Raw genomic sequence first — 16,783 nt, forward strand, 5'->3', positions numbered from 1 at the left:
AAACGTGAGACGCTGGTTCGTTTCAAAGCCAGACAAGTCTCACGTTTTGTGTCATGGTGGATACTAACTTTTTCGTTGCCATTTTCCGTGGAAGAAGCCGCGTTCTGAACTTTTGGTGCTAACCTTCCAATAGCCAGATATGGTTCCGATTGTGGTTAAAGATCGATTCACCCAGCGGCCTTTGAACCAGCCATTCGTTTCGTTGGAATCGTCATTTCCCCAATTTCCGGCCAGTATCCCTCCGAATTGTCCGTTCAGTGAGATATATTTGCCAAAGAACACTTTCTCACCCAGGCGATTGATCCCCCAGATGCCTTTTATATGCCCTACACGGGTCCCGATTTCATCAATCCAGCGCCCCCGAAAAACGCCACCGTGTTCTCTTGTTTTGAGCCATTTTCCCTCCACAAAACCTCCGCCGAGACGGATGATTTGCTTGCTATACGCCTGGATTGACACTTGGTGCCCTTGCGGTGTGACCGTTTCAACCAGTTGTAACGAATCCAGTTCGTCAAAGCTGAAGGTCTTGGAATACAAAGAAGTGGTAAAAGTAAATGCCCCTGGAACGTTCAGCGTATCCTTGTCCACGATGACCAGCAAAATACCGTCGAGATGCGTGACAGTATTTGAAACCCACTGCACGGTGCGACGATCGGATCGCGGCAAGACAATGTGGTCGTTCTGGTTCCGCTCAAATAAGATGGTCTTCATAATCCCCAACTTACCCCGCGTAATTGTGGCTGATCCACCCCAATTCACCACGTCCGTGGCAGTCGAATCACCTTGGAGCAATCCCCAAGCGATCCGAACATAATAAACTTTAGTGGCATTTGATGCCAGATCGTTAGCAAATGAAGGATCGGTGCTGATGATATCATTGACGATCTCATCATCGCCAAAATCAGCTTCAATCGAAGCATCTCCAAACGCAGGCAATTCATCCGAGGTAGTGAACCCACCATAGGGCTGATCCAGCTCGGTTCCTTCACCAATTTGATCTGGTTCAGTAGGTGAATTTTTTGAGCAACCACCGGTAATTACAGCTGCTGCTAGAAAGATCATCAGGATGAAAAGCGAAATTGAGTTTTTCATAGCTCATTCTCCTTATGTTAGGATAATGCAAAAATGGTTGATTAATTCTGAGGACTTCAATTTACGTTTTCGATTAAATGAAACGCAAACAGTAGACCATCAGCCCTTCACTGCTGGAACATGGACCATAACCTCTTAGAACATAGAATAATAGCCTCCTCTTGGAACTGGTATCCAACTTTTCAAATTTTGTACTTGAAACAGCAAAAGCTTTAAAAAATAGTACCAATAGGTACAGCAATAGCCTGACGGAAATTGAAACTTTGGCTCAGTTTATCCTCTGATGCGCAACTCATATCTTGTTTAGTGATCCTTCCACTTTTTTGAAATCCGTCGACATCGTAGCCATTGAGCTGGTAGTTTGTTGTTACCTAATCCGTAACATTTTTGATAATCCCGATCCAAAGTGAGGCCATAATTTTTAATTGAATAGAAATCTTTAGGCTGGCGAATTTCAATCTATGAACCAGCATGAAAATTAATCATGTGATAAAATAATCAAAATAGAATCTGAACATGCTGCTCAAGAACTGGTCAATTACGTTCCTGTCCTGGTTTGTAACAATGTATCAAGGTGTATCAAAATAATATTTAGGGATTAACATTGATAGAATGATTAACTTTTGAATTTAATAAGTCTATCAAAGTCATTTAGCTATTATTCTGATGGCATGTTATTTGTAATGGAATTCATCTATATGCTATGCGAGATAATAACTTAGCGTTTGTCAAATTAAACGAAAAATTAATTTATTGGATTGTGAACGGGCCAGCCCTGGAACGAAACGTGCATCATCCCTCCCATAACTGTTCTTCCGCCAATCTGGATGATTTCGATGATCATTCGCATGGGCTTGTACAACCATCGAATGAATTGCACTAGCTAACACTTACGATCGTGGCTTCTATGCCCGGAACCGCAATCAGATCAGGCATAACTTGTCAATAAATAAAATTACAAAATGAATCGCTCAAATTTGAGGTAATGATATGAACCAGGAAGAGAAGCGACTTATACAGAACAAATATGAGATCGTTTCTAAAATTAAGCAAGGGGGCTTTGGAATTGTTTATAAAGGTTATGATCATGTATTCGAGAAACCAGTTGCCATCAAGGCAATTGAGCCGAGTCTATTGCGTGAGGCAAGATATATTGATTTATTTCTGGAAGAAGCGAAAAATGCTGGCAAGCTAAGCCACAATAATATTGTGCATATCTATAACTTAGTACGAGATGAAAATGGACAATTTTTCATCATCATGGAATATATCGATGGGGTGGATCTTGGCAAAATTTTGCGTTGGTGTCAAAAACGCAACATGACGATCCCACATCACCTGAGCGTGTTTATTGTTAAGGAAATATGCAAAGCGCTGGAGTATGCTCATAATAAACGAGATTTAATGACCGATAAACCTTTGCGTCTAGTTCATCAAGATATTTCCCCTTCCAATATTATGGCGTCCTCATCGGGGCATGTAAAATTGATCGATTTCGGTTTGGCGAAGATTCGATTTCAAACCGATAGCTCGGATCAGATCGTGCTATCTGGCAAATTGCCGTATATGGCCCCAGAGCAGGTTAATGGAGGGGTTATAGATCGACGAACTGATATCTTTTCCCTCGGTGCAGTGTTTTACGAAATGCTGACAGGCGAGAGGTTATTTCCGCTGGATGATCCATATCAAACCATTGAACTCATCAAGAAATGCAAGATCGATGCTTCGGTGCTTGAACGACATCATATTGATGTATCGCTGCAACAAATTGTTTTAAAAATGCTGCAGCGGGACTCAGATCAACGCTACCAAGGTGCGAACGGGGTTTATCTTGATCTAGTGGAATACTTGATGGCGACTGCCCGTTCAGTTGATTTTGCGGAGGAGCTTGGCGATTTTGTGGCGCAGGTGATGGAATCGAACGGCAGAGCGGAGGAGTCATTGCCAGATGGCAAAGCCAATGTAACGCCGACTCCAGCTCCAGCTTTCGATCAATTTAAAATGAAAGAACCCAAGATAGTTATAGATGCCTCATATGGCCTATCAAGCTCCGAAGAGGTGAGCGATCTCCCAGCTGGTGGATCAGCATCTTTTGCTTCGGAAGAATTGCAATCGAGTTCCGATCTAAAAGGAGAGCAGTCGATAGCTGAATCGATTGAGGGTATTATCGAAGATCAAGCAAGCCAAACGACGCCTGCTGAGCCAGTAACGGGTGAGCCGAACAGCGATGCTGTTACAATTGTGTTGGACGGGAAATCCATCAATGATGATGGAGATTCCAAGATTTTAGGTCAACCCTATTCAGAATTGGAAGACATAAACGTTGGGTCGGTGAGGCATCGCTGGTCGAGTGATCAAGCTCATGAAAAAAATCAAGGCGAAATTTTCATTGACGAGCTTGGGAAAAGCGACAATGCCTCAGAGTCTGTATTGGAGTCACGCGATGGCCTGGCGCGATCAGCCGCTGTTCGGGGAAAAACTGTGACACCATCCCGAGATGTGTCCGTCGCAAGTGAGGAGGAAGGCGAGGACGACCTAAAAACCGTAATTGATGTCATTCGGTTATCTACGGATCGCCATAAAAAAGTATTCACCCGAATTGGGATCGGTTTCGCAACGGCTGCAATCTTGTTTTTTGTGCTCGATTTGGTCTTACAACTAACTCCGATCGGTTCTGCTATTTATGATCGGTTGTTCCCCCCGGCCATTCGAATTTCATCGCTGCCCGTTGGCGCAACCGTATATCTTGACAATAAACCGATAAACGGAAAAACACCACTTTCAATCGCTAAAATTTCGCCAGGCGTCCATGAGCTGAGGTTGACTGCTCCAGGATTTAGTCCACTGATTAAATCGATCCATGTCCCAAGCAAGGGACAGGTAAAGGTAGCTGGAGAGAAAGTCCGCAAAGGATATGATCCCTATCTATTCCGTTTCAAATCGCCTATTGAGATCACCTCAGAGCCAAAAGGCGCAACAATTTATATTAATCAGTTGCTCTACCCCCAGAAAACTCCAACGACCGTCGAATGGGAAGCTGGTATCCCGTTCTCATTGGAAATGGAACAAGAAAATTTTCAAAGATTATCTGGCTTTAATCTGAATACGTTAGATGGGAGTGAGGAGATCGAAGATCGTCGGGTGTGGTCATTCAAAACGATTGACGGAGAACCGAAGCGATATGTGGTGGAGGGTATATTCAAGAAATTTATCTATGTTTCTTGCATTCCCTCTGGTGCAATTTTCTATATTGATGGTTCTCCAACGCCCTCGGGCCGAACCGACGTGTCCAGCACGATTGCCCTGACCATGGGTAAGCACGAAATTATTTTTCAAAAGGCAGGATTCAATTCTCGAACTATTACGGTGACAGTTGACAAAAATGGGCCTGAATCGATTTCTGTGATGCTAACCCGAAATGTGCGTTTCTTCGCTAAGGATATTAATGATTTGGGTAATAATGAGATCGGGGCGCGGATCGTGCGAATCATTCAAAATAATAAGGCCTATCCTCGAAATGATAGGACTCCCTGCGAGCTGAGTCTACCGCCTGTTGATCTGCAAGTTGTGTTGAGCAAGGAAGGTTATAAAGATGCTACTGTCACAGTGACGACTCGGGACAAGGACGTGGTCGTAAAGATGGAGCCAGCAATAGCATTGGTAGAAGTAATAGTGACTGATGGGCTCACCGGTTTACCGCTCAAAGATGCACAAATTAGCTATCGGCCTTTGAGTGGCACTCAGACCAGCGAGACCTATTTTGGGGCTACCGATGAAAATGGTCGCTGCACCAATAAAGTTGGTCCAGGCGAATATAGTTTTAGAGTGAAAAAATTTGGCTATTTTGAGAAATATGCCATTTTGAACACCAAATCAGGAAATAGCAAACTGGAATTTAAGTTAATCATCCAATAAAAACTTAGAATGGAGAGATAACCTATGCCGAAAATCGTTGTCAAGCGGAAGGCTGAAGTTTACAAGGAATTTTCCATTCGGCCATTCCAGAGCAGAATCACTATTGGTTCAGAGGGGGACAACGATCTGATTATTGCAGATAAAAAGGTTTCAATGCATCATTTGGTCATTGAAAAAGAAGGAACTCGATATTTCGTTAGGGATACTCAAAGCGCTTTTGGAAGCTATTTAAATGGAGAACTGATTACCGATCGAATGCCACTATCCAGTGGTGATGAAATTAAAATCGGTGATCATACATTGATATTTGAGAATGTGTTATTTGAAAAGAGTGCGAGCGATTTTGAAGAAATACCGCATTTGGATTTAGCTGCACCAACACCTGGCCCCAGTTCTCCAAAGGCTCCGGCACTGGATACCGGAGGGGAGATCGCGGAAACAGGTGATGGGGTAGCAACCATGGTGGTAGAGTCTGAGGAAGTCAGCAAAGGCACGACTGCGTTTGCACCTCCGGCTTCAGAAAAACTGATTCCCCATTACCTGCTGGCCATTTATGGACCTTACTTGGGCAAGATTTACCGTCTCAACTATGGTGTGACGAAAATCGGTCGGGATAGTACCTTAAACGACATTGTCATTCGGGAGAATGAGAAAAACGAAGTGGATCCAAGTATCTCCCGGCGACATGCGACCATATTTATGGAGAACGGCAAATATTATATCATGGATAAGCGGAGCAAAACCAGAACTCGAGTCAATCGCAAACAATTGGGCGAAGAGGATGTGGTCCAGCTTTATCCGAATGATGAAATTGAAATTGTTAGTGACCAGAAGAGCACTATTTTTCGTTTCGTGCCGGAGGTCATGATGGATTTTTCGCCCCCCAAAAGATGCGGTTCATGGTGGGTACGGAATTCTAATTGGGTGGTGCAAATTGGTACGGCAATCGGAGTAGTACTGCTGTTATTGTTGATCATCAATTCGATCTCCCGACTAAGGGTCATCAACCAGAAGCCTGAGACGCTTCAGTTGACAGAAATCCCGTTTATCGCATTACCAGAATTGACGACACCTCTGCTGCCGGTCAACCAGGTACTTGCTAACATGGCGGGTTTAGCTCCAGCTATTGGGGATTTCAACGGCGATGGCTATGTGGATGTAGCATATGCAGATCAGAAAGGCTATTTGATCGTTATCAATGGACGATCGATGAAGCCCCTATGGAACCGTCCAGTGGCTCAACAACTGCAATCGGGAGTTAGTTTAGTCATCACAGACTTAAACAACAATCGCTTGCCAGATTTATTGATCCCTGCAAACAACTCAACTCTCTACGCCATCGAAGGTAGTAGCGGGAATGAGATCTGGACCAGTCCCCTGTTGGGTGGTCTGTTTTCAGGCAGCCCAGTGGTGGCGGATTTAAACGGCGATGGATTCCAAGATGTCTTTATTGCGAGCCAAACAGGCCAGGTCCATATCGGTTATGGCTCAGTGGGCAATCCGCAATGGACATCGCTCCAGGTCGAAGCGGAGATTCGCTGCACTCCTTCTGCTGGCGATGTCGATCGCGATGGTCTGCCCGAGGTGATATTGGGGACTGAAAATGGCAAATTGCTCATTTTCGACGGCACAAGTGGAAACTTCAGTCATATCTTCGATGTCAACGAAGAATTTCAAAAGGCGAAAGGTTCGTTCTTTGAGGATCATCCGATCCGACAACGCGTCGCAATCGGAGATTTAGATCATGACGCTTACGACGACTGTGTGCTATTGACTGAGGAAAATCATGTGTTGGCTTTAAGCGGTAATGGTCTGAAACGTCTATGGCATGACCAACTCGATGCGGGTTCCTTGCGCGGTGCTATTGCACCTCCAATGATCGCTGATTTAAACGATGACGGTCGTTTAGATGTTGTAATTCTGACTAGCAATAACGCGCTCATCGCATACGACGGTCTTGGCAAGGGGGCGGGTCAAAAGAAAATCCTTTGGGGTTACCTTCCTGAAAACCAAGAGCAATTCGCAAGTTACCCTGTATTGATCGACATTAATAAAGACCGAATAATAGATGTCTTGGTCGCTGGTTTTTGGCGAGGCCTCTATATTTTCAATGGCAAAGATGGTAAGCTTCTCAGAGAAAACACCCCGATCGAAAATGTTGAACAGGCAATTATTGGCACTCCGACGGTGGCTGATTTTAAAAGAGACAAAAAGCTTGAGATTCTTTTAAGAAAGAACAATGATAATTTCAGCCTCCTTCAAACCAATGCGCAAATTATGCCAGGAGAAATTTTATGGGGCCAGCTCAATTTCGATGCACACCATTCTGGGTGCAATCGACTGGCAAAGCTGTCACCATCGCGCTACTATGTAATAATTCTGTTCTCGTTCCTATTAAGCGGCGTTGCTATTGGTTACAATATTTATTCGCCTCTAAAACGTAAAAAACTTTTTCTGAAAACGCCATGACATGACGGTATATCACTTGAAGGGACGACGTTCGGATCGTCAAAAGCCATCGGTTTCGGCTGGAATGGAGCGATAGCATCTGATGCAGGAATGATTGGTCGATACAACAGCTATCTTAAACGGTGGAGCGATGAAATTACGAATGCTGGCTGGGAGTGATACTGGCATTGCCAGAGCGGTCAATGAAGACTTTTGTGGGATTTTTGAAGAGCAAGGATTGGCCATTGTCTGTGACGGCATGGGAGGCCACAACGCTGGAGCCAATGCAAGCCGGCTTGCAGTAATGACGATCCGCTATATGTATTTATTTTTGGATCCGTCGTTGCACCAACAGATCACCAAAGATCTAGAGATGCATCATCTGGAGATGGCATCTCGTTTGATCGGTTCAATTCGGTTGACCAATCGCAATATATATCATAAATCCCTCCAAAACCCAGAATGGAGCGGAATGGGGACCACAGTCTCCGCCCTACTATTGCAGCACAATCTGGCCATCATCGCGCATGTGGGCGATAGTCGGATTTATCGGATCCGGGGATCAACGATCACTCGTCTCACTCAGGATCATACCTGGGTTAATGAATTGATTCAAGATCAGGAGATCGACAGCGAAGCGGCGCAGAAATTTGAAAAGAAAAATGTGATTACTCGGGCGCTGGGACTGAGCGGTACGATTAAGATAGATGCAGGCATCGAACCGGTTCAAGCTGGCGACCTATTTTTGATTTGCACGGATGGCCTAACCAGAGCGCTTTCTGACGATGAGATTAAACGGATCGTCCTCTTCAATCAGGGCAATCTGGAGCACAGCCTAACCCACCTGATCGATACCGCGACAATGAAAGACGGTTCCGATAACATCACCGTGGCTTTAGTGGCCGTTGACGAAATAGAGACATCTTCCAATCACCAGTCATCGAGCTATGTGACGCTGAAGGAAGAGAACAAACAATTGACGATGATCGAAGATCGGATCTTGGACCGCGAGCTCTATCGGCGCACAGATAGCGAGGAGACAATTGTTCCGATTAAAAAAATTTGGCGTCAGCACCGAAACAAATTCGCAGTGTCTGCTGGCCTATTCGGAATTGGAATTATTCTGGTCTGGTTTTTCTGGTTTAATTATTGGGCACGCCCAAGCGCCGCCCCAATCCATGATTTAACTGCTGTCATTGAAACAACAAGTGCCCCAGTTGATACGATCAGGATAGCATCCACAGCGCTGCCCAAGCTCAATCCAACGATCAATCGTCATGGAATCGAGATTGAGAGCAAGACTATCCCCGATTCAGTCATAAAAAAAATGAACAATCCATCCAAGGGCAGTCAAACCGAGCTGCCGCTGGTGACAAAAATTCAAAGCTGGTCGCTCCAGAGAAATCTTGGCGATCAGGGAAAAATTTTTATTACTGGCTTGGAAAAGATCAACCTGCAAGGTGATGCAGATGTCTTCATAAATAATAATTTTTGGGGCAAGTCAAGCTATTTATCGCTAAGGGGCGTATCATTGAAACCAGGAACCTATACTATCACGATTCGCGATTCAACGGATCGGGTATTATTTCATCAGGAGAACATAACCGTATCGGCTGGCGACATCAAGGCGATCGAAATCAAAAGCAAACGAAATGATTCGGTATCGAATTAGACTTTTCATAATCCTTCTCTTCGGACTGATCTTGTGCCGTTCGGCGCTCGGCTCTGGGCGTCAAATGGCCGGTTTCCAATTTGGGATTTGGAATAGCAAAAATAGTCCGTATCTGGTGGTGGATGATATTATCGTCCCAAAAGGCCTGGTATTGAAAATTGAACCCGGAGTAGTGGTACAATTTGCTGGTCAGTATCAAATCATCGTGGAGGGATCGCTCATCGCGAAAGGGAGTGAGGCGCGTCCCATCATTTTTACCTCCCTTCATGATCCCCAACTGGCCAATCCATCATTAGGATCATTTAGGTCGGCGCGGCCATCTGATTGGCGAGGGATTGAATTTCGCGATAGCTGTGATGATTATCTCACAGCACTTGATCATTGCATCATCCGATTCAGTGAATGGGGCATTCGGTGTGTAGAAAGTTACCCGTTATTGACAAATCTGATATTGCAACACAACGAACATTTGACGTTGACCATTAATGGCCAAGACGTTCCTTATCTGCCTGGCCGTGGCATTAGCCCGATTTCGTCACAAACAAAACCCCGGATCGCGCCTCTACCAGAACCGCAATCAATTATTCCTGATGGTGCGATCGAAAAGACCAATCAAATGAAAAAGGTTCAGCAAAAAAAGTGACATCTTGGTTCGTCGCAAAGTCACAATTAGCTCAGAAATAATACTCTGATTTCTGTTTGACCGAAAATTTGACGCCTTGCTCGCATCATGCGACAAAATTTGGATAAATTTTTGAACTTTCTGTCCAGGATGCTCGCAGCAGAAATTCATGGTAGATTGTTTAGATCACTAAAGCAAGAAAATCACCAGAGATATAGAACTGATTGACCAACTTTGATAAGGGGCGTGCCATGAGAAAAAATTATCTTTTGTTGATCGGATTATTGCTCATTTTGAGCGTCACCCGAGAATTGCTTGCCGGAAATCCACAAGATATTGGAGCTGCATATTGGTTTAGAAAAGCAGTCAGCGAAAAAGATACAGATAAAAAGATTGAGTTTTATCTCAAAGCGATCCAGGAGAATCCAGCGTTTGCTGAAGCGCATTATAACTTAGCGCTCCTCTACATTGGTAAAAAAGAGATCGGTAAAGCGGTGGATCATCTAAATCAAGCGTTGACGTCGGATCCAAATCCTTCGTTAAAGAGCAATGTGCTCAGCCGATTGGGAGCCAGTTATCGCAAATTGGGGCAATTGGTTGAAGCTGAAAAGGCGTTTAACGAAGCGATGAAATTGAGCAAGGACACCCAGTTCAAGAACCTCATGCTATATGAATTGGGGCAGACCAAAATTTCCCAAGGTCGATACGCTGAAGCGATCGAGTATTTTCGGAAAGGGCTTCTCAATTCGCCAGAGAATCGGAGCTCTTTTGAGCTTGGGATTCAGATGGCGCGGGAGCAGCAGAAGGTCGCTGAGTTGTATGAGCAAGGATTAGCCCTGATCAAAAACAATAAGCTCACCGATGCCAAAGAAGTTTTTCGCCAGCTATTGCAGATGGATTCCAGCCACGCAGGTGCAAAAGAGCAGTTGGAAAAGATCGCTGATTTAATGGCCCAAAAAGTGGATCCGCGCGATCAACAAATTCAACCATTGTACATTCAGGCATTGGCGGATATGAATCAAGGCAAATGGTCGGAGGCGATCAAAAATCTGGAAAAAATTAAGAGTCTGAGACCTAATAATGCTGAGATAGCCAAGCTATTGGCGGAGGCTCAGGAGAAACAAAATGAGCAGATCCTCAATGAGCAGAAGATCGAAAATTTTTATACCATGGGAGTTGAAAATTTCACGAAAGGCAATTACACCCTGGCATTGGCCAATTTCGAGAAAGTGGCTGAGCTCAATCCCAACTATAAAGATATCGACTCGCGGATTCAGGCAACGCGAAAAGAGGTTAATCGGATCAATGAGCTAATGAGCCGAATGCCCACGCGGGATGAAGTGGTGGTTTCTGAACCTGTTGAATCCTACGCAATGGAATCGAATTTTAGCCCAGGAAACAACGCTGGTGCGATGCGCTCGTCAAGCGAATCCGGCATGAAAAGCGATGCCGACATCGATCAGGAACTGGCGCAGACTTATTATCAGCAGGCCCTCGACCTCATGCGCCAGCAAGATTGGCAACGTGCCATGATCTTATTAGAAAAGATTAAGCTCATCAAACCGGGCTATCGAAATACGGAGTTTTTGTTGAGCCAGGCACGCCAGAATATTGAATCAACCATGGGCTTATCCCAAGATGCCACTTCTGGCAGAACAGCCGGGAATAAGCTCATTTTAGCGCTGATCATCGGCTTTGTAAGCCTTCCGTTGGCAATCCTATATCTCTTGCCAACAACTCGCGCCCGCTATTACATTTTGCTGAAAAGATATGATAAAGCCCGGGCGATTTATGAGCGACTGTTATCGAAAAAACCGAACAATATCAAACTCTATATCACCCTTGCCAATATTTACATCAATGAGAACCGGATCGATGAGGTCGCGATCCGCGTATTTGAACGCGCGATTCAATATAACGATCATTTGAAATTGCAATTGGAACCGATCGTTTCGCGATATTATTTACAAAAGTCCAAAGTTTCCGATTCCCCCAAGAAGTTGATCGATGGGATATTGGCTGAGGAACTCAATCGGATGGGTAAATAGGTGGTGAAACAGGTGACTGAAAAAGATCAAACCAACTCCAAGATCATTGAACTGCTAATTGAATTAGGAAAGACATATTTAGAGCGGGGGGATTATGGACAAGCGATCGAAAAATTTAAAACAGCCATTGATCTGGGTGCGAACGACGCGAAAGTTTTTCTGAATTTGAGCAAAGCTTATATTCTGAAAGAGCAGTTCGATCAAGAAGCGCAACGCGTGTTTGAAAAATCCCTGGAATTTGAGCCAGAAAATGCGGTGCTCAATGTGATCCTGAGCCAAATTTATCTCAAGATAGATCGCAGAGATGATCTGGCAATGCGGGTTTTTTTAACTGCGTTAAAATACAATCCCAACAACGCTGATCAAATTCGCCTGACCCTCATCAAAAATAGCTTTGAAAAGGGAAATATTGAGCTGGCACGAGAGCTGATGGGGCAATTTCAGTCCGATCCAGATCAGGCTGGCCAGCTCTTGCCCTTTTATATCGCCCTTGAATGGAAACATCAGGGTTTTGACAGAGTCACCCATTATTTGAAGCAGCTCATCAAGGTACAAACCAATGATGCGTTTTACCGGTGGCTATTGATCAACTTCTTACAAGCCCAGCGCCAAACATCCGAGCATTTCCAATTGTCGATTGAAGATCTCAAACTTTGCCTGGAGTTTCTCGAGAGACTGCCGTCGTTAGATCGGCTCGTGGATATTTATCTCTACCCGGCGATTAAGCAGATGCTGGCTGAACAGTCAACAAAACTGGCTGTTCCTCAGCCACGTCCGATTGATGAATTTGAGATTTTTCTTTCTGAAAATGCCCTTAACACCATTTGGGAAAAAGGATTGAACCGGGAAGAGTCGCCGCAATTGCCAAACCTCTCCACCATCGGAGAAATCTGGAACAAGATGACCCCCTGGGATGGTGCATCTGTTTTGGCCTCTTTGCCTGGAAATCAATTGGAACTAATGCACCACGAAGCGTCTGTTTTACAAGTGCTAAAATTGACAGATATCCCTCCGCAACAGGTGAATCAGCGGTTATCTGAGACCCTGAATTCTATAAGCCAAACTTCCAATAGTTTTTTAGGTGGATTCGCCGCTCAGGATGGTTATATTTTATTCTGGAAAGAACCTCTTTCTCCAGTAAAATTGGCGGTCAATTTTGTTCAAGAAATCGATTCCCTATCTGCTACTGAAACGCTGCAAGGACAGATCCAGTGCCTCATCCATTCTCGCACAGCACAGCAAAGCAAAGATCGATCTTCATTGGTGCGCGAAATTCAATTGGCATTAGCTCCATTACAATTGGAGAGGGAGCTATTTGCAATGACGAATCACACCAATATGAAACCAGATCATCCGCGCATTCAGATTTTGATCACAAGTCCGCTCAAAGAAAAACTGGATCAACAGGCAAATTATCAGCTTGAGCCAATAACATTACCGATCACTGAATCTTTTGATGGAACACCGCTCCAAGTCTTTGAATTGCGTTGGAACGATTCATTTGCGAAAATTCGGCAAGGGAAAATCCAACAAATCGGCCGATTCAAGCTATTGAATGAACTGAACCATAATCCAGTATTTCTCTGTTTTAAAGCAGCAGACGTACTGCTCGATCGGTTGGTGGTGCTAAAATTGCTTAATTCAGAGTACAATCGCAATTCCCAACAGGAGGAGACGCTTGCGCTGTTCCTCAGCCAAGCCAAAGCTCTGGGGAAAATCGCCCACCCCAAGATCGCGATGATCTATGACATTGGCTTGGATCAAAATTTTTGTTTTCTGGCTCGCGAATATGTAGAAGGCATCCCGTTGGGTGTCCAACGATCCATGAATAAAAAAATTAATATTCGAAGAACCTTAGAAATTTGTCTTCAGATCTGTCAAGCGCTTCAGTTCGTCCATCAAAAGGGGGTCGCTCATGGCAGGCTTCAACCGAATAATATATTTTTGATCGGAGGGGATGAAATAAAAATAACAGACTTCCAATTGCCATCATTAGCGCGGCCGCTGGTCGATTATGCCATGAGCTCTTTACAATCGGCAAGCTATGGCGCCCCAGAACAGATCGATTCAATCGGATTTGATGCCCTTTGCGATGTCTTTTCGTTCGGCGTCATCATGTATGAATTGTTCACCAATCAACATCCGTTCTATGATCCAGATCAAAGCAAAACTTTAGAACGGATTCGAAATATAGATCCGCAACCACCTTCCGAAATCAACGCCGATCTTTCGCCAGAGCTCGATGCGATCATCTTCAAAGCTATCGAAAAAGCACCTCAGCATCGTTATCAAACGATGGCTGCCATTGAACAAGAATTATCTAAATTGCTCAGCAGCTTTCGTTCTAATTAGTCACTGAACGAGAGATATTGACTTTGGAGCAAAAATGTCATTCCGAACAAAGTGAGGAATCTGCTATTTGCACAAATATTGGATTAACAGATTTCTCCCTGCGGTCGAAATGACAGAAAGATGGGTTATTGTTCAGTCACTAAGCAGTCAGATGAACCGAGTGGAAAGACAGTTGCCACATTCTGGCTGACATTTTAAAAAGGATTTGCCTTGTCCGATTCCTTCCACTCCGAGCGGTGGAATCTGTTTTTTCCCATTTGCTAAGTTTTGGCCAAATCGCCACGCAATTTTGATCGATTAAAATTCTCGATGAGCTTTATCTTTTAGATCATCACATTTCCATCACTCTTTAGCTGTCTAATTTAGCATCTGAAGCCTTTCGAAATTAATTTGGCGGCAAAATTAGCCCTCCTTCGCCATCAGTCTGAAACTTTTGTGTTAAACAAAAGAAATTACCTCCAAGAATTCAAACCAAATTGGGGGTGCCTTTATATGCTGACTCATTCGATCATTCAATGTTATTGTGATGGATTCATCAGGTGGAAGATCGATGCACCTCATTTTTAGCCTCCATATGCTTAAAATTCGGGGATTATTTTGTTGACTTTTGTATGAAATAAGACTATATTTTTGTGCGAAAAAAGCCTTCGCGATCTATGCAGGCTAAATTCCGCTGATCGGCCAGAATTTGCAATGGACAAGGCTATTGAAAGCGAGTTGCATTTTGATCCCTCGGTACAGAGATTTATTTAGATTTCATTTGGATCAACTTTATCAATCGCCACAAAGTTTGTGGAACCAGTATGTCTTTGCTAAAACCTCTTCTTCGGTTGAAAAAGTATCTAAGGCAGTATCGGAGTGAGCTTGCCATCTCTGGAATTCTCATCATTATCTCAAACGGTCTGTATGCGATAATACCCAAAATCCTGCAACGTACCATCGATGCCATCGGAGGCCAGCTCTCACTGACTCGTTTGGCTGGTCATGTGGGGATTTTATTAGCGGCGACCACCCTGTATGCCGTAATTCGATTTTTCATTCGAAAAGCCATGATCGGCGTATCCCGTAAGATTGAATATCAGCTTCGCAATGACTATTTCGGACATTTGCAACGACTATCCCAGCAATTTTTCATCAAATACAAAACCGGTGATCTCATGGCCCGCGCCACCAACGACATCGGTGCTGTCACAATGACCATTGGAATGGGCGCAATGTTTGCGATTACAAATACATTGGTCTTCATTTTCGTGGTCGCCATGATGCTCAGCACCAATGCAAAGTTGGCTGTTTTAGCACTAATCCCCTTCCCGCTCATTTTGTTCGTCATGTATGTGAGCTTCGGATTCTTTTATAAAATTTACGAACAAGTTCAAGGGATCTATTCGGGCATCACCTCCCATGTTCAGGAGACCATTGCGGGCATTCGAGTGGTTCAGGCTTATGTCCAAGAGCCAAACGAAATCCGCCAATTCGCACAGGTTAATCAACGCTACCTGAAGGAAAACTTGGCATTGGCGCGAGCGCGAGGGATCATGTGGTCGTTGATGATGCTGCTGTTCGGTTTGTCGTTGGTGATTTTGCTCTGGTTCGGTGGAAACGCTGTGATGGCGAATCGAATCAGCCTTGGTGATCTGGTGGCGTTTACAGCATGGGTTGGCATGTTGAGTTGGCCGATGATCTCTCTGGGCTGGGTATTGAATCTGATCCAACGCGCCTCCGCCTCGATGAATCGGATTAATGAAATCATGGACACGGAACCGCTCATTGCCGATGGGGTGAACACGGATTATCAGATCAAAACATTGCGCGGGGAGATCGAGTTTCGAAACGTTAGCTTTGCATATAATGGCAAGCCGGTGCTAAAAAATATTTCGTTAACAATCCCGGCTGGTAGCACATTAGCCATCATCGGCCCGACTGGAAGCGGCAAATCCACCCTTGTCCATTTGATTCCTCGGCTTATTGATGTCAGTTCAGGGGAACTATTGATAGATGCCACGGAAATCCATAAGATTCCGTTAAAGGTTTTGAGGAGCCATATTGGCATGGTTCCCCAGGAAGCTTTTCTTTTTTCCGAAACGCTTGCGGATAACATCAGCTTCGGCTTAGAGCACGCCCATCCAGATGAAATCGAGCGCGTAGCCGCCATTTCAACCATTCGTGATGATCTGGAGAGTTTTCCAGACAAATACCAAACCCTGATTGGTGAGCGGGGGATCAATCTCTCGGGCGGTCAAAAACAACGCACCGCCATTTCCCGCGCCCTGCTGCGAAAACCCAAGATCCTCATCCTGGATGATGCCCTTTCATCAGTAGACACTTATACGGAAAAAAAGATCTTAGCTGCCTTGCAAGAAAATTACTTTCAACAAACAACCATTATGATCTCGCATCGCATCTCAACCATTAAGCACGCAGATCTGATCATCGTATTAAATGATGGTGAAATCATCGAACAAGGCAATCACGAACAATTATTAGCAAAAAAGGGCTTCTATGCCTCGCTTTATCAGCGACAATTGTTAGAGCAAGCGTTGGAGGAGATTTAGCTGTCTTGATCAACGGGCTTGTGGCAAAAGTAGCAAACCCAACGCGCCAGTGAAAAATTACGCTCCAACCAATTTTGTGAAA

Annotated in this window: 8 protein-coding genes; 7 read left to right on the top strand and 1 reads right to left on the bottom strand. The window is 44.4% G+C overall.

The window, feature by feature from the left end:
• Positions 1–63 precede the first annotated feature (63 nt).
• Positions 64–1,092 carry a hypothetical protein gene (locus ONB37_15255; protein MDZ7401512.1) on the bottom strand — a complete coding sequence of 343 codons (1,029 nt, stop codon included), beginning with the start codon at positions 1,090–1,092 and terminating at the stop codon, positions 64–66.
• A gap of 990 nt (positions 1,093–2,082) precedes the next feature.
• On the opposite strand from ONB37_15255, the gene ONB37_15260 reads away from it, so the two are divergent.
• The 7 genes from ONB37_15260 to ONB37_15290 all read left to right on the top strand — a co-directional run bounded on the left by ONB37_15260 (position 2,083) and on the right by ONB37_15290 (position 16,701).
• Positions 2,083–5,007: a PEGA domain-containing protein gene (locus ONB37_15260; GenBank protein ID MDZ7401513.1), complete on the top strand. Its 2,925-nt coding sequence runs from the start codon at positions 2,083–2,085 to the stop codon at positions 5,005–5,007.
• A gap of 24 nt (positions 5,008–5,031) precedes the next feature.
• A complete protein-coding gene (locus ONB37_15265) occupies positions 5,032–7,476 on the top strand; it encodes an FHA domain-containing protein (protein MDZ7401514.1) in 2,445 nt (814 codons plus the stop codon).
• 130 nt (positions 7,477–7,606) lie between these two features.
• Complete coding sequence (locus ONB37_15270; GenBank protein ID MDZ7401515.1) at positions 7,607–9,127, top strand: protein phosphatase 2C domain-containing protein; 1,521 nt, start codon at positions 7,607–7,609, stop codon at positions 9,125–9,127.
• A gap of 64 nt (positions 9,128–9,191) precedes the next feature.
• Positions 9,192–9,770 carry a hypothetical protein gene (locus tag ONB37_15275; protein ID MDZ7401516.1) on the top strand — a complete coding sequence of 193 codons (579 nt, stop codon included), beginning with the start codon at positions 9,192–9,194 and terminating at the stop codon, positions 9,768–9,770.
• A gap of 230 nt (positions 9,771–10,000) precedes the next feature.
• A complete protein-coding gene (locus ONB37_15280) occupies positions 10,001–11,797 on the top strand; it encodes a tetratricopeptide repeat protein (protein ID MDZ7401517.1) in 1,797 nt (598 codons plus the stop codon).
• A gap of 12 nt (positions 11,798–11,809) precedes the next feature.
• Positions 11,810–14,149, top strand: a complete 2,340-nt coding sequence (locus ONB37_15285) for a protein kinase (protein MDZ7401518.1) — start codon at positions 11,810–11,812, stop codon at positions 14,147–14,149.
• Between the two features lie 803 nt (positions 14,150–14,952).
• Complete coding sequence (locus ONB37_15290; protein ID MDZ7401519.1) at positions 14,953–16,701, top strand: ABC transporter ATP-binding protein/permease; 1,749 nt, start codon at positions 14,953–14,955, stop codon at positions 16,699–16,701.
• Positions 16,702–16,783 lie beyond the last annotated feature (82 nt).

This window comes from candidate division KSB1 bacterium, from assembly GCA_034506395.1.
GTDB lineage: Bacteria > Zhuqueibacterota > Zhuqueibacteria > Thermofontimicrobiales > Thermofontimicrobiaceae > Thermofontimicrobium.